We start from the raw sequence: 16,912 nt of genomic DNA on the forward strand, positions 1-16,912 counted from the left end.
GCATCCTTGCGGCCAAGTCGTCCTTCTTCGGGTCTCGTTGTTGCCGTGGCGCTCAGGCCGCCTGACGCTGCCCCAGCGGCGCACCCATCAGGTGGCCATACAGATCCTTGGGGTCGGCCAGCGCCGGGATGATGTCGGCGTCCGCTCCCAGTCCCAGTTCGCGCGCGCAGTCGCGCAGCAGGCGCAGCGCCGAATAGTCCTCCAGCGCGAAGCCAACCGAGTCGAACACGGTGGTCTCGCTGGCATCGCGGCGGCCCTCGGCCTGGCCGGTCAGCACGCGCCAGAACTCGGTCACCGCAAAGTCGGCGGGGAGGTGCTGCAGGTCGCCTTCGATGCGGGTCTGCGGTTCGAACTCGACGAACACGCGCGAGCGTTGCAGCACGGCCGGATGCAGTTCGGTCTTGCCGGGGCAATCGCCGCCCACGCCGTTGACGTGCATGCCCGGCTCCAGCATCTCCGGCGTCAGGATGGTGGCGTTGGTCTTGTCCGCGGTCACCGTGGTGACGATGTCCGCGCCGCGCACCGCTTCAGCAATACTGCCGCAGCGCACAACGCGCAGCGCCGGGGCCGCGGCCTGCAGGTGCGCGGTGAGCTTGGCGGTGGCGTCGGTGTCCACGTCATAGAGGCGCACCTGCTGGATCCCCAGCAGATGGTGGAAGGCGAGCGCCTGGAACTCGCTCTGGGCTCCATTGCCGACAAGCGCCATCACCTTGCTGTCTGGCCGGGCCAGTCGCTTGGCCGCCATCACCGAAGTGCCGGCGGTGCGCATCGCGGTGGTCAGGGTCAGCTCGCTCAGCAGGGTGGGCATGCCGGTGGCGACGTTGGCCAGCACGCCGAAGGCCATGACCGTGGGCAAGCCTTCGCGGGTGTTCTTGGGGTGGCCGTTGACGTACTTGAAGCTGTACTCGGTGGCGTCGGAGACGGGCATGAGCTCGATCACGCCGACGTCGGAATGGGAGGCCAGCCGAGCGCACTTCTCGAACTCCGGCCAGCGGCGGAAATCGGCCTCGAGGTACTCGACCATGCGCGCCAACACCTGCGGCAAGCCGTGGGCGGCGACGATGCGCGCAACGTCACGGGTGGTCAGCAAAGTGGTCATGGCAGCCCGGGCTCGAAGGGGAGTGGGCATTCTGCTCAGCTGCGTGCCAGAACAAAACAGCAATAATGGCAATTAAACGCCAATTTAGTGACGTTTAGTCACTGGCGTCTGGCATTTCGGCAAGTGGCGCAGGCATGATGCCCGCATGGACGACCTCGACCACCGCCTGATCGCCAAACTCCGGCACAACGCCCGCACTTCGATCGCCGACCTGGCCCAAGCGCTGGGGGTGTCGCGCGGCACCATCACCAACCGCATCGCGCGGCTCGAGCGTGACGGGGTGATCGTGGGCTACACCCTGCGGCTGCGCCCGGATGCGGCGCCCGACGAAATCCACGCGTGGACCGGCGTGGCAGTGGAGGGCAACCAGCAGGGCGTGATCCGAGCGCTATTGGGGGAGCCGGGCGTCGCCGCCCTGCACGACACCAACGGCCGCTGGGACCTGCTCGCCGAGCTGCGCGTGGGCTCCCTCGCTGAACTTTCGGCGACGCTGGAACGCATCCGGCGCATCAAGGGCGTCAGCGCCACCGAAACCAGCATCCACCTGCACAGCTTCCGCGGCTGAGCGGGCTCAGGGGCAACGCACGCGGACCATGCCGTGGTTGAGGTCGCTCAGCTGCCGTCCGTCTTCGGTGAGGGCGAAGCGGTAGGTCGCCTCGCGCGTCTCGCCCTCGCCGGTCATGCGTGCGACCACGTGCAGCGTGTTGTCGGCGACCTGGGCGTGCTCGATCGGACCGCTGCTTTCGTGGAACTGGATGCGGTCCGCGGACAGGTCCAGGTGACTCTCGTGCCCGGATTGGCCACAGGCCTGCTCGTTCAGGGCGAACGTGCCCTGGAAGCGCTTGGGCACGCCCGCCGTCGCGGGGGGCGGGTTTGAGGGGGCAGCGGGACCGTCGGGGGCGGCGACCTCGGTGGCATGCGGCGGCCTCTCCGCCGGGGGGTGAGGCTGCGACCGGGGGCTGTCAGCCGAAGGGCGTTCGGCCCGGGACGGCGCTGCTGTGGTGGACGCGTCAGGTTGCGCGGAGCAACCGGCCATTGCGAGGACGGCAATCAGAGGCAGATGGCGGGGCATGCGTCACTCCGGAACGGGGGCTCCCACCGTGTCTGATGCGGCGTGAGCGCGCAGTCGAGGAGTCGGCCCAATCGATCGGCGTCATTCAATCCGCGTTCGGACCCGCGGCGTATGCTTGAAACCCAGACCACGAACCCCGGAGACAGCCATGGCCACCGGTTGGGCCGGCGACGGCGCTGTGCAGGACCAGATCGACGCGACCATCAACGACGCAATCCAGCGTGCGCGCAGCCAATTGCCGCAGGGGCCGGGGCGTGAGCGTTGCGAGGACTGCGACGCCCTGATCCCGGAGGCGCGGCGCAAGGCCATGCCGGGGGTGCGCCTGTGCGTGCCGTGCCAGGAGGCCCATGACCAGGAACAGGATGCCTTCACCGGATACAACCGCCGGGGCAGCAAGGACAGTCAACTCCGGTAAGCTGTCGGCACATCCTGCAGGACGCACCCGATGGACCTGGCCCTGTTCGACTTCGACGGAACGATCACGGTCAACGACACCTTCTCGTCGTTCCTGCCCCATGCCCTGTCGCGCCGCCACCTGCTGGTTGGCCGCGTGGTGCTGGCCCCGGTGGTGGTGGGGTACAAGCTTGGCCTCGTCTCGGCACCGATGATCCGCACGCTGGTGAGCGCGTTTGCATTCCGCGGCAAGGATGAGGCCGCGGTGCGCGCCGCGGGCGAGCGTTATGCATCCGAGAAGCTGCCCGCCTTCGTGCGGCCGCATGCACTGGAACGCATCCGCTGGCACAAGTCCCGCGGTGACCGGGTGGTCGTGGTGTCCTGTTCGTTGGACGTGTATCTGGCCGCATGGTGCCGCAACCATGGTCTTGAGCTGATCTGCAACGAACTGGAGTCGCGGGGCGGCCGCATGACCGGCCGACTGCTGGAGGGGGATTGCGGGCCGTTCAAGTCGCAGATGATCCTGGACCGCTACCGGTTGGGCGAGTACGGCGAGGTCTACGCCTATGGCGACACCCATGAGGACGAGCCGATGCTGGATCTGGCCAGCCGGCGGTACTACCGCTGGCAGGAGCTGCCGGCCTGACGCACCGCGCCCAGACCGTTGCCTGCCGTTTGTCGCGCCATTTGCCCTTGATCAAGTCCCGCCGCGCCGGGTCGGTTACCGTGGCGGCACAACGTCCAGACGGAGGTGCGTATGAAGGCGAACGTGGGTGGCGTGGACAAGGTGCTGCGGATCGTGGTCGGCGTGGCCCTGATTGCGTGGGCGGCGACGGGCGGGCCGGTATGGGCCTGGGTCGGCGTGGTGCCCTTGTTGACCGGTCTTTTCAACTTCTGCCCGTTGTACGCATTGCTGGGCATGAGTACCTGCAAGGTCAGGTCATAACGTTGCAGTGGGGGAGGCCGGCCGGCGGCGCTGGGGGGTGCCGCCGGCCTTTTCGTTGCGTGCATGCATTGCCCGCGCGAGCGTGGTGCCGCAGTCCGCAGGGAGTTTGAGCGTGGCCAGCTCGTCGGCGCGCGTGACGCCGCGGGTGAGGATGGCCAAGGGCAGCCCGACCTCGCGCGCCATGCGGGCAAAGCGGTAACCCGAATACACCATCAGCGAAGAGCCGACGACGAGCATGGCGTTGGAACTTGCCAGCGCCTGCTGCGCGGCGTTGACGCGATCGCGCGGGACGTTCTCGCCGTAGAACACCACGTCTGGTTTGAGCAGGCCACCACAAGCGTCGCAGTCCGGCACGCGGAAGCGGTGGAAATCCGCGTCTTCAAGGTCTGCATCGCCGTCCGGTGCGGTGGCTGCGCTCAGGTGGTGCCAGTCCGGGTTGAGTTCGCCCAGCCGCTGCTGCAGCCGGTCGCGGCGGCTGAGTTGTCCGCAAACCAGGCAGACGATCTGATCCAGGCGGCCATGCAGATCGATGACCCCGCGGCTGCCCGCCTGCTGGTGCAGCCCATCCACGTTCTGGGTGACCAGCGTGGAGACGCCGCCTTCCGCTTCCCAATCGGCCAGTGCGTTGTGGGTGTCATTGGGCCGGGCGGTGGCGATGTGCGGCCAGCCGATGAAGCTGCGCGCCCAGTATCGTGCGCGGGTAAGTGGCTCCTGCACAAAGGCCTGGTAGGTGACCGGGGGCTTGCGTTTCCAGCTGCCGTCCTCGTCGCGGTAGTCGGGGATGCCAGAAGCCGTGCTGCAGCCCGCGCCGGTGAGCACGAACACGCGGGGGTGTGCGGCCATCCAGTCCGCGAGTTGCAGGGCGGCTTCAAGGGGCGCGGGGGCGGGCGTGGCCATGCGTCCATGCTACGTTGGAATCCGGGTGAGGACGTGACGCGCGAGGACGTAAAACATGCGATCGATGTGGTTGGGTTTGTGCCTGCTGGCAGCACCCTTGGCTACGGCGGCTCCGCCGGACACGGTGGTGGTGCTGGTGCGCCATGCCGAAAAGGCCACCGACGGCTCGCGCGATCCCCTGCTGACGGTCGAAGGCCGCACCCGTGCCGAGGCATTGGTGGATCGCCTGGCCGAGCGACCCATCGCGGCGGTTTACGCCACGCCTTTCAGGCGGACGCAGCTCACCGCCTGGCCCGTCGCGAAGGCGCGGGGCCTGCCCCTCACCGTACGTCCCGCGGGTGAGCCGGCCGCCTCCCTGGCCGAAGTGCTGCGCAGTCGCCATTCGGGCGAAAGCGTGCTGGTGGTCGGCCACAGCAATACCCTGCCGGCGGTGGCCCGTGCGCTGGGCGCGCAAGGCGTGGCTGACATGGATGAAAGTGAATACGACCGTGCCATGATCGTCGTCATCCCCGCCGACGGCGAGGTGCAGCTGCAGCAGGAACGTTGGCCCGTGCGTTGAGGCTGGCCGTCGCGCGACGGACATTGCGATACCGGAGGAGCCTGGGCATGTGGGAACACCTCACCGCCGTGCGTGACCTGGGACGGGTGCACGACATCGCCTCGATCCTGGTGCATTACGGCTTTGGCGACATGGTGCGCCGCCTGGGATTGGGCGCCGTGGTCGCCCGGGCGGGCAAGGTGCTGCCGCTGTCGCAGCTTTCCGAATCCGCTGCGCTGCCCGCGCCAGTGCGCGTCCGGCGCGCGCTGGAAGACATGGGGCCGACGTTCGTGAAGCTGGGCCAGGTGCTGGCCACCCGCGTCGACCTGTTTCCGCCCGACTGGATCACCGAGTTCGGAAAACTCCACAGTCAGGCCCCCGCGGTGGCGTACGAGGGCATCCACGCGCAATTGGTGGAGGACCTCGGGGCGCCACCCGACGAGGTGTTCCGCCGTTTCGACACCACCCCGCTGGCGGCGGCGTCCATTGCGCAGGTGCACCGGGCCACGCTCAAGGACGGCCGCGAAGTGGTGGTCAAGGTGCGGCGGCCGGGTATCCGCCCGGTGATCGAGGCCGACCTTCGCCTGCTGCAACGCGCGGCCCAATTGTTCGAAGCGCAGTTCCCCGAATGGCGGCAGTTCCAGCCGGTGGGTGTGGTCAAGCAGTTCCGCGCCTCGCTCATGCTGGAACTGGACCTGGCCGCGGAATGCCGCCACGCCGAGCGCATCGCCGCCAACTTCGAGGGCCACCCCGAGATCGTCGTGCCTTCGGTGCATTGGGACTTCACCAGCGAGCGGGTGAATGTGCAGGACTACATCGACGGCATCCCGGTGTCCGATACCGCCGCGCTGGACGCCGCCGGCGTGGACCGCAAACTGATCGCACGCCGGGGCGCGCAGACCATCCTGAAAATGGTGCTGGAGGACGGGTTCTTCCATGCCGATCCGCACCCCGGCAACGTGTTCGTACTGCCGGATTCGCGCATTGCAGTGATTGATTACGGCATGGTCGGCCGACTGTCGCAGGCGCGCCGCGAACAGATCGTGTCGTTGCTGCATGGGCTGGTGGACCACGATCCCGAACGGGTGAGCGACGTCCTGATGGAGTGGACCGGCCAGTCGGAGGCCGATGAGGGCCAGCTGGCGCAGGACATCGACGCATTCGTTGAGCGCTACCACGGCGTGCGTCTGGGGGACCTGGACCTGCCGGCGATGCTGCTGGAGGTCACCGCGCTGCTGCGCACGCACAAGCTGGCGCTGCCTTCCGAACTGGCGCTGCTGGTGAAGGTGTTCATCACCCTCGAGGGCCTGGGGCGCAAGCTGGACCCGGATTTCGACATGGCCCACGAAGCGGCGCCGTTCCTGCGCGTGGTGATGTTCGGGCGATACCGGCCACGCGCGGTGGCGCGGCAGAGTTGGCACGTACTCGGCGACACGGCGCGGTTCCTCGCGGCGCTGCCGCGCGACCTGCAGCGGATCGTGCGCGTGGTGCGGGGCGGCAAGCTGAAGGTGCATATCGACATCGACCACCTGAAGGAATTCAGCGCGCAGATCGACCACTCGGCCAACCGGTTGACGGTGGGCGTGGTGTTGGCGGCGCTGATCGTCGGTTCGTCGATCACTTTGACCGTGGAGGGCGGGCCGACGCTGATGGGCCTGCCGGTATTCGGGCTGCTGGGCTTCCTCGGCGCGGCAGTGGCGGGGGCATGGCTGGTTTATTCGATCTGGCGGAGCGGGGGCGGGCGCTGAGCGAGGTGCAATCTCGCGTGCGCGTGGCAAGGCGATCAGTCGTTGCCGATCCCCGATGAAAAAAGACGCCCGGGCTGGCCGGGCGTCGAGTTACTGCAGTGCAGGGTGCGGTGTCGAAACGGAACTATGGTCAGTCCAATGCGTCCAGCACCAGGATGGTGGCGAGGATCGCCGGCAGGATCGACGGCGTGCCGCGGCGGTAGGTGCCGTAGCGGTACGCACCGTAGTAGCCGTCGTCGTAACCACGGCGGAAGCCCTGGCGGAAGTAGTGACGATAGGCGTCGTAAGGCACGTAGTAGCCGTAGTAGCCGTAGCTGGCATCCGAGTACGCGTAGGAACTGCGATAGTCCGGACGCCAGCCGTCCATGCGGTCGGCGCGGCCGGCCCAGTAGCCTTCCTCGTACCCCCGGCGCACCGCGTCACGCAGCAGGTCGGCACCGTAACGGTTGGTGTCGTGGTGGTAGCCGCTGTAGTAGTAGCGGTAGCTGATCGGGGTATAGAAGAACGGGTCGTTGTAATAGTCCCAGCGGCGCGTTGCATACCGGTGGTGATGGTCGCGCAGGCGGCGGATGTAGTCGCTCTGGTACCGGTACTGCGAAGTGCGACGCTGATCGCGCAGGGTTCGGCTGTACTGTTCGGCACGGCGCTCGCGGTCGACGTGAGAGCGACGGTAGGCGTCGGCCTGCCGCTGCTGGCTTTCGATCAGGCGGCGCTGCTGCGGGGCTGAGAGACGCTGCCCCCCAGCGTCGCGACGCGCGTCCCCACGGCGCTCGCGGTCGGAGCGCTCCACACTGCGGCGCTCGTCGATATCGCGCCGTTCCTGCGCCACCCGATCCAGGTCGCGCCATGCGGGGCCGCGCTGTTCATCGGTATCGCGCACACGGCCGGGCTGCGGGCGGCCTTCGTCTTCCACGCGCACACGGCGGGCTTCCACCGCGCGATCGCGTTCCGCTTCTGCGCGCCGCTGTCGGGCTGCCTGCTCGCGGGCTTCGGCGTCCCGCTGCTGCGCGAACGCCCGCTCTCGCTGCTCCTGAGCGCGTGCTTGTGCCTGTTCGTTGCGGGCGCGTTGGGCTTGCTCGCGCTGTTCCCGCTCAGCCTGTTGGGCGATGCGCTGCGACCTGGACTGTTCGCGTTGCGCGTCGCGCTCCGGGCGCTCGGACTCCTGCTGCCAGCGGCGTCCAGGCTCGGCTGGCTCGGGGCCGCGTCGCCATTGGGACTGTGCCCGGTCATCGCGGTCGACTGCGGCCGGGCGTGGCTCAGACCTACGCTCACGCCTCTCCTCGCGGGCCTCCGCGGCTTGCGGGGGCTTATCCTGGCCCGCTTGGTTCGACCGTTCTTCATCACGCGCGCGGCGGCCTTCGCCGCGCCGTGGACGTTCGTTCTGCTCGTCCCCTTGCGCCTGCTGCGCGCCCACGGGCGCCGCCACGGCCAGCAAAGTGCCGATCACCACCGCGAGTAGGATTCGCTGGCCGCAACCGTTCATTTCGTGTCTCCAGGATGGGCCGCGGACCACCCGCACGCCTGATGTGCAGTTGGCGTGAAGACGCATGAACGGGCACTGACATCCGCCCGATACCAGCGCAGAGGTGAAAAAAAGATTCAGCTGGCGGTTGGGTCCGGGGCGGGTGCGCAGGGCATTGCCTCTGTCTCGGGGTTCAGCGGCCCCTCTCGCGGACACGGTCCCCATCTTCAAGGGCGCGATCCGGGTGCACGATCACGATGTCGCCAGGGGAAATTCCCTGCCGGATCTCCGACCAGCCTTCGCCCTGCAGCCCGACGCCCACGGGAGTCCGGCGCGCTTTGTCCGCGACGACCCGGAACACGCGGGCAGTGTCGCCATCGAAGAAGACCGCACTCGCGGGGACGCGCAACGTGGGCGCGGCCTCGCGCAGCAGGAAGCGCGCATTGACGCGGTAGGCCTCGCCGAGGTGATGCCAGAGCGCATGGGGGCTGAGGATGTCCACGATCACCCACACGCGCTGCTCTTCCACGCCCAACGCCGACACCTTGGTGAAGCCCCCGGGCTCGATGCGGCGAACGCGTCCCTCCAGGGGCTGCGCCTCGCCCCAGCGCACGAGCTCCACGCGCATGCCTGGACGCAGGCGGACCGCATCGGCGGAGAGCACGTCCACTTCCACTTCCAGCGCATCCGGGTCGCCGAGTTCCAGCAATGGTTCGCCGGGTTGCACCGGGCGCGCGCTTTCGAAATGTCGACGCAGCACCATGCCAGCCACCGGGGCCGTGAGCTTCAGCACGCTGGCGCCACTCTCCCCGCTGCCGTGGGCGAGGACGGCCTGCGCGGCCGTCAGTTCGTGTTTGGCCGTTGCCTCCAGGAACCGGGCACTGCTGGCCTCACGCTGCGCCTGGTCGGCAGCGGTGCGGGCCTGGTCGGCCGTGGCGCTGGCCACGAGCTGGTCGCGTTGCAGGCGCTGCAGGCGGTCGGCATCGGCCTTGGCCTGGCGGGCACGGGCGGCGGAGGCTGCCGCCGCTTCCCGGGCCGCGGCCCATCGCCCGCGCGCGGCCGCAACCTGCGACTGCGCTTCGGCGCGCGCACGCGCATCCAGCGCAGGGGCGGCCAGGGCATCGAGCACCACGAGGGTCTGGCCGGGCTCGACGGCATCGCCTGGCTCCAGTTCAAGCCGGCGCGCGGTGGCCGCGATCGGCGCCGTGATCACATAGCGGTCGCGAAGGCGAGTGCGGCCTTCCGCCTCGACGACCTCGCGCACGGGACCTCGATCGGCGCGGGCAGTGTCCACCAGCGTGGCCTTGGGCCACAGCAGCAGAGCGGCGAAAGCGCCCACCACGAGGAGGGCGAGCAGCCAACGGAGCAGGCGGGCGCGTGTGGTTGCCGGCATCAGCGGATCATTCCTTGGTCTTCAGCGCGGCCACCAGGTCCAGTCGATCCAGTCGTCGGCGCACCAGTGCCGCCGATAGTACCGTCGCTGCGAGTATGACGATGCCGGCAAACGCGACGCCCGTCGGGTCGGGAACGACCGGGATGCGGAACAGGTCGGACTGCATGCCCCGGGCCAGCAGCGCGATCATGGCGAATCCCAACACGAACCCTGGCAGCAGGGCCATGAGGGCCAGCGCGCCCAGCTCGCCGAGTAGAAGGCCCCGCACTTCGGCACGGGTGTAGCCCAGTACGCGCAGGCTGGCGAGTTCGCGACCCCGCTCGGCGAGGGTGATGCGCGCGGCGTTGTACACCACGCCCACGGCGACGGCGCCGGCCAGCAGGGTGATCGCAAAGGTGAAGGTGGACAGGCTCTGCGCCATGGTGTCGCGGAAGCTCTGCACCATCGCTGATCGGTCGGTGACGGAGGCCACGCGGGGTCGGCGGCGGAGCTCGGCAAGGACCGCCTCGCGGTACCGCGCGTCCACCGAAATCCATGCGCCGGAAGCCACGTCCCCTTCGTTCAGCAGGGTATTGAGGTAGCCGTGGCGCGCATATGCGCCGACACCCAGGTACTCCTTCACGGTGCCGGCCACCGGTACGGCAAGCGTGCGGCGGTGGCCTTCGAAGAACTGCACCTGCAAGGTGTCGCCGGGACGGACCCGGAGCAGGTCCGCCAGGTAATCGGTCAGCAGCAGTCCATCGCGCGGGAGCACGACGGGCTGGATGCGCGCATCCACCACCCGCTTGAGGTCGCCTTGCGTAGGCAGGCCGTGCAATGCGGTACGGTACGTGCGATGGCCATGCCGAAGGGTAACGGCAGCCACCCGGAACGGTTCGACAGCACGCACGCCGGGCAGTGCGGCCAATTCCGCTACCGCCCGGCTGGAAGCGGGCTCGGTAAAACCCACGGCGAAGTCGTCACGCTGGGCAAAGCCGAACTGGACGTCGACCACGCGCTCGACCGAATTGGGCATCGCCCGCGACATGACCAGGATGCCGCACGCCATCCCGATGCCCAGCACCGATAGCAACGTCCGCAACGGGCGCCGTTCAAGGTTGCGCAATACCATCCGCGCCGCGGGGTCGAGGACACGCCCAAGGCCCAGGCGCTCCAGCAGCAGGGGACGGAAGTTGGCCGGCGACTCAGGCCGCATGGCCTCCGCGGGCGAAAGCCGATGCACGCGCGCGAGCGCGGCGAATGTGCCCAATGCGCCGGCAACCACGGCAAACGCCATCGCCAGCAACAGCAGCGGTGGTTCGAGTGACCACGTCAGGTAGGGGAAGCGGTAGTACTCGCGATAGATGCCGGCAATCGCGCGCCCCAGCCACGCGCCCAGCCCGATGCCTGGCAGCACCCCCACCGCAACCACAATCAGCACCAGTTGCCCGTAGTGCACCGCCACCTGCAAGCGCGAGTAGCCGAAGGCCTTGAGCAGTGCGATCTGTTCGCGTTGGGACGCCACCAGCCGACCAAGCACCACGTTGAGCAGGAACGCGGTAACGCCGAGGAAGATCGCGGTGAACATGCGCGCCATCATCCGCAACTGGCTCAATTCCTCATCGAGGAAACGGTGTGAGGGCTGCAGGTCGCGGCCGTTGGCGCCGGCTCCGCCGAAAGGGACGAGCAGCGGGTCGATGGCGTCGATCACATCGGGCACGCGGGCGCCGGGCTGCACGGTGACCACGAGGCTGTTGAACGCACCATCCATGTCGAAAGCGCGGGCCAGCGATGCGTGCTGCATCCACAGCACCGCGAAGCGCTGGAAGTCGGGAAAGACCTCGCCCGGCTTGATCTGGTAGATGAACTCCGGCGAGAGGCCGATGCCGGAGATCCGCAGTTCCTGCCGCCGGCCATTGAGAATGGCAACGAGCCGATCGCCTTCGTGCAGGTCGTGGGCCTCGGCAAAGGCCTCGCCCACCACCGCTTCATCCAGCCGCTCCGGCAATCGGCCCGAGCGCAGGTAGAGCCGGTTGAGGCCTCCATCGCCGGATGCAGGGAGCGAGATGAGCTGCGCGTTGATGGGGCCGCTGAAGCCCGTCAGTTCAAGGGGCGCGAAGCCCACCACGCGGGCCTCAACGGCGCGCACACCCGGCAATCCGCGGATCGTGTCGGCCAGCGGCAACGGAACGCGCTTGGCCTGCGCAAACACGTCGGCGAAGCCGTATTCGGCGTAAAACAGCGCCCGCGTGCGGGAGAGCGCGTTGTAGTTGCCCAGCGCCATCACCATGGTGCCGATGCCACCCACCATGACCAGCGCGATGGCGAGCACCTGGCCCCGCAGCTGCACGAACTCCCGGAGCAGCTTGCGGTGCAGGGCCCTCACCAGCGCAGCCCCGAGGCGGGTTTGCGCGTGGCGTTGCGCTCCTGGCTGATGACACGACCATCGCTGAGTCGGATCACGCGGTCGGCCATCCCGGCGATCACCTCGTTGTGGGTAATCACCACGGTCAGTGCGCCGGTCTCGCGGTTGATGCGCTCCAGTGCCTGCAATACCAGGATGCCCGTTGGGGAATCCAGTGCCCCGGTTGGTTCGTCGCAAAGCAGTACGGCAGGCCGCTTGGCAATGGCGCGTGCGATCGCCACGCGCTGCTGTTCGCCACCGGAGAGCTGCGCGGGGAAGTGATCCATGCGCTCCTTCAGCCCGACCAGCGCCAGCGCCTCCTCGGGCGCCATCGGTTGGTCGGCGATCTCCGTCACCAGCGCCACGTTCTCGCGGGCGGTCAGGCTGGGGATGAGGTTGTAGAACTGGAACACGAAGCCCACGTGTTCACGCCGGAATTGCGTCAGCACTGCCTCATCCGCACCGGTGAGCGGATGGCCCTGGCATTCGACCTCGCCTCTGGTAGGCGCATCCAGGCCGCCCAGGATGTTCAACAGGGTGGACTTGCCGCTGCCGGAGGCTCCCAGCAACACCACGAACTCGCCGGCAAACAGGTCGAGGTCGATGCCGCGCAGCGCATGCACGTCGACATCCCCCATGCGGTAAACCTTGGTCAGCCCCCGTGCCCGGAACACCGGCTGCGGAGAGTCCAAGGGGGTAGGGGCCGTGGCCATGCCCTACTGTAATGGGTCAGCCGTCGCCCTGGGTGCGCTTGAACTCGTCGATCATGGCCTGGCGCATCAGGAACTTCTGTACCTTGCCCGTCACCGTCATCGGGAAGCTGTCGACGAAGCGGATGTGGCGGGGGATCTTGTAATGGGCGATGCGGCCTTGGCAGTACGCGCGGACCTGGTCGGCATCGCAGACGGCGCCGTCGGCGAGCCGTATCCAGGCGCAGGCCTCCTCGCCGAACTTCTCGTCCGGAATGCCAAAGACCTGCACGTCGGCGATGGCGGGATGCGTGTAGAGGAATTCCTCTACCTCACGCGGGTAGATGTTCTCACCGCCGCGGATCAGCATGTCCTTGACGCGGCCTACGATGCGACAGTAGCCGTCGGCGTCGATGGTGGCGAGGTCCCCCGTGTGCATCCAGCCTTCGGCGTCGATCGCCTCGGCGGTGCGCGCGGGTTCGTTCCAATAGCCTTGCATGACCGAGTAGCCGCGCGTGCACAGTTCGCCCGTGGTGCCGCGGGGCACGGTGCGGCCTTCGCCATCGATGATCTTGACCTCCACATGCGGGTGCACGCGTCCGACGGAATCGACGCGGCGCTCCAGGGGGTCATTGGGTGTGGTCTGGAAACTGGCCGGACTGGTTTCGGTCATCCCGTAAGTGATGGTCACCTCGGACATGTGCATCACCTCGACCACGCGCCTCATCACCTCGATGGGGCAATTGGAGCCGGCCATGATGCCGGTGCGTAACGTGGTGAGGTCGAATTCCGCGAAGCGCGGGTGTTCGAGCTCGGCGATGAACATCGTGGGCACGCCGTGCAGTCCGGTGCAGCGCTCGGCCTGCACGGTCTCCAACGTAACCAGCGGGTCGAAACCCTCGCCGGGAATGACCATGCACGCGCCGTGCGTCACGCACGCCAGGTTGCCGAGCACCATGCCGAAACAGTGGTAGAAGGGCACCGGGATGCACAGCTTGTCCTGTTCGGTGAGGTGCATGGCTTCACCGACAAAGAAGCCGTTGTTGACGATGTTGTGGTGGGTGAGTGTGGCCCCCTTGGGGGCGCCGGTCGTGCCTGAGGTGAACTGGATGTTGACGGCGTCGTGGGGGGAGAGCGTGGCAGCCACGCCGCGCATGCGGGCGAGGGCGGTGGTGTCGTCGCAGTTCGCGACGCAATCGAATGCGTGCGTGCCCGGAATCGGTTCGCCTTCGCCCATCACCAACACGTGCCGCAGGTCCGGCAGCGCGGCCGCCTTCAGCTCCCCTGCGGCGCATGCGTCCAGTTCGGGCGCCAGCTCGCGCAACATGCCGACGTAGTCCGAGGTCTTGAAGCGCCTGGGCAGTACCAGAGCCTTGCAGCCCACGTGACGTAGCGCGAAGGCCAGCTCGTGGGTGCGATACGCCGGGTTGATGTTCACCAGGATCAAACCGGCCCGTGGGGCGGCGAACTGCATCAGGACCCATTCGGCGCGATTCAGGGACCAGATGGCGACTCGGTCGCCGGGCACCAGTCCAAGTTTCAGCAGGCCTGCCGCCAACCGATCCACGGCCTCGTTGAAGGTGGCGTAATCCATGCGCACGCCCTGCGGCGGTACGACCAAGGCAGGCTGTGCGGGCCACGTGCGGGCAACGCGGGCGAGCATGTCGCCCACTGTTTCCTCGAGGAGCGGGACGGTGTGGTCACCGATGACGTGGCTGGGGCTGGGGCCGGGGTCGGGAAGCGAGGTCATCCGCGCAGGATAGCCGCCGGCCGGGAATCGACACGATGCGTCTTTGGTATCGGGCTGTCGCCTGGTCTGCCGCCCACACGCGGCTACGTGATGCGCCGCCGGATCTCACTCCTGCCGTAGCAGTTGTGGAGGGGCCTGTTCGTTCGCGGTGTCGAAGCGGGCGAGCGGCGTTTCGTCCGGGCACCGCACGTCCGGAAAGCCGAACTGGCCCCGCAGCGCCCGTCCGCAATCAGCCAGCGACTGGAAGGCTGCGCCGGGCTGCATGCATTCGTTGTCGAAGGCACGCCCGAATGCGTCGCGGCGCCGGGCGAAATCCTCGCCGCACTTGCGCGCAACGCGGATGCGGTCAAGGTCTTCCTGCGCCGCGTTGGTACCCGAGAGTCCATACTGGCGCAGTTCCGCGGCGTTGAGCAGCAACAGGTTGCGCGCCGGGATGGTCATCATGCGATCGGCCAGGTGCGCGGCCACGCCATTGCGCGAGAGGTAGTCCCGCAGCTGCTGGGTGATGTCACGCAGTTCGTCATTGAGTTCCACGCGCGTGGTGGCAGTGGACTTGAGCCGCATCAGGCGGTGGATTCCCACCTTGCCGGCAATGGAACGGGTGTCGCCCGCAGCCAGCACCAGCACGCATGCGCTGTGGCACAGCGAACCTTCGCGCACCCAGATGGACCAGCCGGATTCGGCGATCTGGTCGCCCACGCGGATAGCCTCTTCCACCTGTCCGCCCGCCGAGTCGATGTCGAGCACGCGGTTGCGGATCTCCATGCGATCGGCGACCTCGCTGACGCGGGCCATCAGCGCCGTAAAGCCAGCGTCGATCTTGCCGTCGTACCTCAGGCGGACCATGCCGGGTTCACGGCACTCGGACAACACATCTACCAGGTTGAAGAACTCCAGGGCGCCGATGCGGTCGCCGTCGCCTTCGCGGTCGTAGTCGTAGTGACAGCTCACCCGCGCCGTGCCGCTTTCGAGCGTGGCCGGGGGCCAGTAGGTGAAGTCCGGCGTGGTCGGCGGAGGCGGCGCGCGGAGGCCGGCGATGGCGGGTCTGCTGCGATCCTCGGCCAACGTCACCACCGGCGGCTTGCCGTCGCCGTCATTCGCCGACGCAGCTTGATCCGAGCACCCGCTCAGCGCGGCGATCAACGCCGACGCGAGGGATAGCAGGAGCCAAGGCTTCGTCATGGAACGTGGCGGGCAGGGTCGTGGGATGCGGCCATTATTCTCCATTAAACGTCCTTAACCCATGCCTTCAGGACGCGCCTTTGCCTGTTCATCACTTCGGCTGGATAAGATCAATCGCGCGCCTTGCCACGGGGTGGCTTCGTTTGACAGTTTCGACGTCCCTCCCGCCACCTCCGGCCATGCCACGCGCGATTGTCGCGCTGGGGTTCGTCAGCCTGTTCACCGACATGGGGTCGGAAATCGTCCACAGCCTGCTGCCGGTGCTTCTCGCCGGTACCCTGGGGGCCAGCGCACTGGTGATCGGCCTGATCGAGGGCGCAGCCGAGGCCTTGGTGCTGGTGACCAAGGTATTTTCCGGCTACGTCAGTGACGCGGTGGGGCGCCGCAAGCCTTTGGTGTTGCTGGGCTACGGGCTGGCTGCGGTAGTGAAACCCCTTTTCCCGCTGGCCGATTCGGTGGCCACGGTGACGACGGTGCGCCTTCTGGACCGGTTCGGCAAGGGTATCCGTGGTGCGCCGCGTGACGCGCTGGTGAGCGACCTGACGCCGCGCGAGATCCGCGGCGCCGCCTTTGGGCTGCGCCAGTCGATGGACACCGTCGGGGCGTTCATGGGGCCACTGCTGGCAGTGGGGCTCATGCACGCCTTCGCCAATGACATCCAGACCGTGCTGTGGTTCGCGGTGGTTCCCGGAGTGGTGGCGGTACTGCTGCTCTTGAAGGTGCCTGAACCGGCCGATGGGGCCCGCAAGCCCGCGCGCCTGCCACTGAGCCGGGAAGGTTTGTCGCACTTGGGGCGTTCATTCTGGTGGTTGGTGGCGCTTGGGCTGCTGGTGGCCCTGGCCCGGTTCAGCGAGGCGTTCCTCGTGCTGCGGGCGGCCGATCGGGGGCTGCCGCTGGCCTGGGTGCCAATAGTGCTGGTGGTGATGAGCGCGGTTTACGCTCTCACCGCCTATCCGGCTGGATACCTGTCGGATCGGATGTCGCGTTCGACGCTGCTTGCGTTGGGAATGGGCGTGCTGGTGCTGGCCGATGTGGCGCTGGCCGCGTCCGACGGCCTGGGCCTGGTATTCGGCGGCATCGCGCTGTGGGGCCTGCACATGGGCCTGACCCAAGGCATCCTTGCCAGCCTGGTGGCGGATGTGGCGCCCGAGGCGTATCGCGGCACAGCCTTCGGCATGTTCAATCTGGTGTCAGGGGCGGGACTGCTGGTGGCAAGTGCCGTCGCAGGGTGGCTGTGGGATCGGCAAGGCCCACCCGCGGCATTCTGGATGGGGGCTGTGGTTTCGGGCCTGGCTGCCCTCGCCACGCCGTGGCTCGCCCGCGCCATGAAACCGTCATCTGCCTGACCTAGCGTGCATCG

General features: G+C 67.9%; 17 protein-coding genes. 8 read left to right on the plus strand and 9 right to left on the minus strand.

Annotated elements, in window-relative coordinates; genetic code table 11:
- Nucleotides 1-52 precede the first annotated feature (52 nt).
- Complete coding sequence (gene ocd, locus AC3ARF_RS06140) at nucleotides 53-1,099, minus strand: ornithine cyclodeaminase (protein ID WP_498931239.1); 1,047 nt, start codon at nucleotides 1,097-1,099, stop codon at nucleotides 53-55.
- A 145-nt stretch (nucleotides 1,100-1,244) separates the two neighbouring features.
- Here ocd and AC3ARF_RS06145 point away from each other — a divergent pair, with 145 nt between their 5' ends.
- Nucleotides 1,245-1,664 (plus strand): Lrp/AsnC family transcriptional regulator, encoded by a 420-nt coding sequence (locus tag AC3ARF_RS06145; RefSeq protein ID WP_498931240.1) that lies wholly within the window; start codon nucleotides 1,245-1,247, stop codon nucleotides 1,662-1,664.
- Nucleotides 1,665-1,670: 6 nt separating this feature from the next.
- Here AC3ARF_RS06145 and AC3ARF_RS06150 read toward each other — a convergent pair whose 3' ends face one another.
- A complete protein-coding gene (locus tag AC3ARF_RS06150) occupies nucleotides 1,671-1,949 on the minus strand; it encodes a hypothetical protein (protein ID WP_498931242.1) in 279 nt (92 codons plus the stop codon).
- A 370-nt stretch (nucleotides 1,950-2,319) separates the two neighbouring features.
- Here AC3ARF_RS06150 and AC3ARF_RS06155 point away from each other — a divergent pair, with 370 nt between their 5' ends.
- From AC3ARF_RS06155 to AC3ARF_RS06165, 3 genes are all read left to right on the plus strand, one after another.
- Entirely contained in the window at nucleotides 2,320-2,586 is a 267-nt protein-coding gene (locus AC3ARF_RS06155) for a DksA/TraR family C4-type zinc finger protein (protein ID WP_498931244.1), read from the plus strand.
- Between the two features lie 30 nt (nucleotides 2,587-2,616).
- On the plus strand, nucleotides 2,617-3,210 hold the full coding sequence (locus tag AC3ARF_RS06160; protein ID WP_498931246.1) for an HAD family hydrolase: 594 nt from the start codon (nucleotides 2,617-2,619) through the stop codon (nucleotides 3,208-3,210).
- Nucleotides 3,211-3,321: 111 nt separating this feature from the next.
- A complete protein-coding gene (locus AC3ARF_RS06165; protein WP_498931247.1) occupies nucleotides 3,322-3,510 on the plus strand; it encodes a YgaP family membrane protein in 189 nt (62 codons plus the stop codon).
- On the opposite strand, the gene AC3ARF_RS06170 is transcribed toward AC3ARF_RS06165, so the two are convergent.
- A complete protein-coding gene (locus tag AC3ARF_RS06170; protein ID WP_498931249.1) occupies nucleotides 3,505-4,407 on the minus strand; it encodes an NAD-dependent protein deacetylase in 903 nt (300 codons plus the stop codon). The two genes, AC3ARF_RS06165 and AC3ARF_RS06170, sit on opposite strands and share 6 nt — an antisense overlap.
- A 55-nt stretch (nucleotides 4,408-4,462) precedes the next feature.
- Between AC3ARF_RS06170 and AC3ARF_RS06175 the strand changes: the two genes are divergently transcribed.
- Entirely contained in the window at nucleotides 4,463-4,966 is a 504-nt protein-coding gene (locus tag AC3ARF_RS06175; protein WP_498931251.1) for a phosphoglycerate mutase family protein, read from the plus strand.
- 47 nt (nucleotides 4,967-5,013) lie between these two features.
- On the plus strand, nucleotides 5,014-6,693 hold the full coding sequence (locus tag AC3ARF_RS06180; protein WP_498931253.1) for an ABC1 kinase family protein: 1,680 nt from the start codon (nucleotides 5,014-5,016) through the stop codon (nucleotides 6,691-6,693).
- 130 nt (nucleotides 6,694-6,823) lie between these two features.
- On the opposite strand, the gene AC3ARF_RS06185 is transcribed toward AC3ARF_RS06180, so the two are convergent.
- The gene (locus AC3ARF_RS06185; protein WP_498931255.1) at nucleotides 6,824-7,627 is read right to left on the minus strand and encodes a hypothetical protein; all 804 of its coding nucleotides are present in this window, start codon (nucleotides 7,625-7,627) and stop codon (nucleotides 6,824-6,826) included.
- A gap of 108 nt (nucleotides 7,628-7,735) precedes the next feature.
- On the opposite strand from AC3ARF_RS06185, the gene AC3ARF_RS06190 reads away from it, so the two are divergent.
- Nucleotides 7,736-8,152 (plus strand): hypothetical protein, encoded by a 417-nt coding sequence (locus AC3ARF_RS06190; protein WP_498931257.1) that lies wholly within the window; start codon nucleotides 7,736-7,738, stop codon nucleotides 8,150-8,152.
- 196 nt (nucleotides 8,153-8,348) lie between these two features.
- Here AC3ARF_RS06190 and AC3ARF_RS06195 read toward each other — a convergent pair whose 3' ends face one another.
- The 5 genes from AC3ARF_RS06195 to AC3ARF_RS06215 form a co-directional block, all read right to left on the minus strand.
- Entirely contained in the window at nucleotides 8,349-9,548 is a 1,200-nt protein-coding gene (locus AC3ARF_RS06195) for an efflux RND transporter periplasmic adaptor subunit (protein ID WP_498931259.1), read from the minus strand.
- Between the two features lie 7 nt (nucleotides 9,549-9,555).
- Nucleotides 9,556-11,913 carry an ABC transporter permease gene (locus tag AC3ARF_RS06200; RefSeq protein ID WP_498931261.1) on the minus strand — a complete coding sequence of 786 codons (2,358 nt, stop codon included), beginning with the start codon at nucleotides 11,911-11,913 and terminating at the stop codon, nucleotides 9,556-9,558.
- Complete coding sequence (locus tag AC3ARF_RS06205) at nucleotides 11,910-12,644, minus strand: ABC transporter ATP-binding protein (RefSeq protein WP_498931263.1); 735 nt, start codon at nucleotides 12,642-12,644, stop codon at nucleotides 11,910-11,912. Before AC3ARF_RS06205 ends, AC3ARF_RS06200 begins: the two co-directional genes overlap by 4 nt.
- A 16-nt stretch (nucleotides 12,645-12,660) precedes the next feature.
- Nucleotides 12,661-14,370, minus strand: coding sequence for an AMP-binding protein (locus tag AC3ARF_RS06210; RefSeq protein WP_498931265.1), 1,710 nt, complete (start codon nucleotides 14,368-14,370; stop codon nucleotides 12,661-12,663).
- A 105-nt stretch (nucleotides 14,371-14,475) separates the two neighbouring features.
- Entirely contained in the window at nucleotides 14,476-15,552 is a 1,077-nt protein-coding gene (locus AC3ARF_RS06215; protein ID WP_498931267.1) for a hypothetical protein, read from the minus strand.
- A 179-nt stretch (nucleotides 15,553-15,731) separates the two neighbouring features.
- Between AC3ARF_RS06215 and AC3ARF_RS06220 the strand changes: the two genes are divergently transcribed.
- Nucleotides 15,732-16,898, plus strand: a complete 1,167-nt coding sequence (locus AC3ARF_RS06220) for an MFS transporter (protein WP_498931269.1) — start codon at nucleotides 15,732-15,734, stop codon at nucleotides 16,896-16,898.
- Nucleotides 16,899-16,912: the final 14 nt, after the last annotated feature.

The sequence above is a fragment of the Lysobacter sp. KACC 24251 genome, assembly GCF_057747755.1.

What these genes read in the sequence shown, in the direction of transcription:
- ocd (WP_498931239.1), bottom strand. Translation starts at nt 1,099, where the DNA reads ATGACCACTTTGCTGACCACCCGTGACGTTGCGCGCATCGTCGCCGCC.
- AC3ARF_RS06145 (WP_498931240.1), top strand. Translation starts at nt 1,245, where the DNA reads ATGGACGACCTCGACCACCGCCTGATCGCCAAACTCCGGCACAACGCC.
- AC3ARF_RS06155 (WP_498931244.1), top strand. Translation starts at nt 2,320, where the DNA reads ATGGCCACCGGTTGGGCCGGCGACGGCGCTGTGCAGGACCAGATCGAC.
- AC3ARF_RS06160 (WP_498931246.1), top strand. Translation starts at nt 2,617, where the DNA reads ATGGACCTGGCCCTGTTCGACTTCGACGGAACGATCACGGTCAACGAC.
- AC3ARF_RS06165 (WP_498931247.1), top strand. Translation starts at nt 3,322, where the DNA reads ATGAAGGCGAACGTGGGTGGCGTGGACAAGGTGCTGCGGATCGTGGTC.
- AC3ARF_RS06170 (WP_498931249.1), bottom strand. Translation starts at nt 4,407, where the DNA reads ATGGCCACGCCCGCCCCCGCGCCCCTTGAAGCCGCCCTGCAACTCGCG.
- AC3ARF_RS06175 (WP_498931251.1), top strand. Translation starts at nt 4,463, where the DNA reads ATGCGATCGATGTGGTTGGGTTTGTGCCTGCTGGCAGCACCCTTGGCT.
- AC3ARF_RS06180 (WP_498931253.1), top strand. Translation starts at nt 5,014, where the DNA reads ATGTGGGAACACCTCACCGCCGTGCGTGACCTGGGACGGGTGCACGAC.
- AC3ARF_RS06195 (WP_498931259.1), bottom strand. Translation starts at nt 9,548, where the DNA reads ATGCCGGCAACCACACGCGCCCGCCTGCTCCGTTGGCTGCTCGCCCTC.
- AC3ARF_RS06205 (WP_498931263.1), bottom strand. Translation starts at nt 12,644, where the DNA reads ATGGCCACGGCCCCTACCCCCTTGGACTCTCCGCAGCCGGTGTTCCGG.
- AC3ARF_RS06210 (WP_498931265.1), bottom strand. Translation starts at nt 14,370, where the DNA reads ATGACCTCGCTTCCCGACCCCGGCCCCAGCCCCAGCCACGTCATCGGT.
- AC3ARF_RS06215 (WP_498931267.1), bottom strand. Translation starts at nt 15,552, where the DNA reads ATGACGAAGCCTTGGCTCCTGCTATCCCTCGCGTCGGCGTTGATCGCC.
- AC3ARF_RS06220 (WP_498931269.1), top strand. Translation starts at nt 15,732, where the DNA reads ATGCCACGCGCGATTGTCGCGCTGGGGTTCGTCAGCCTGTTCACCGAC.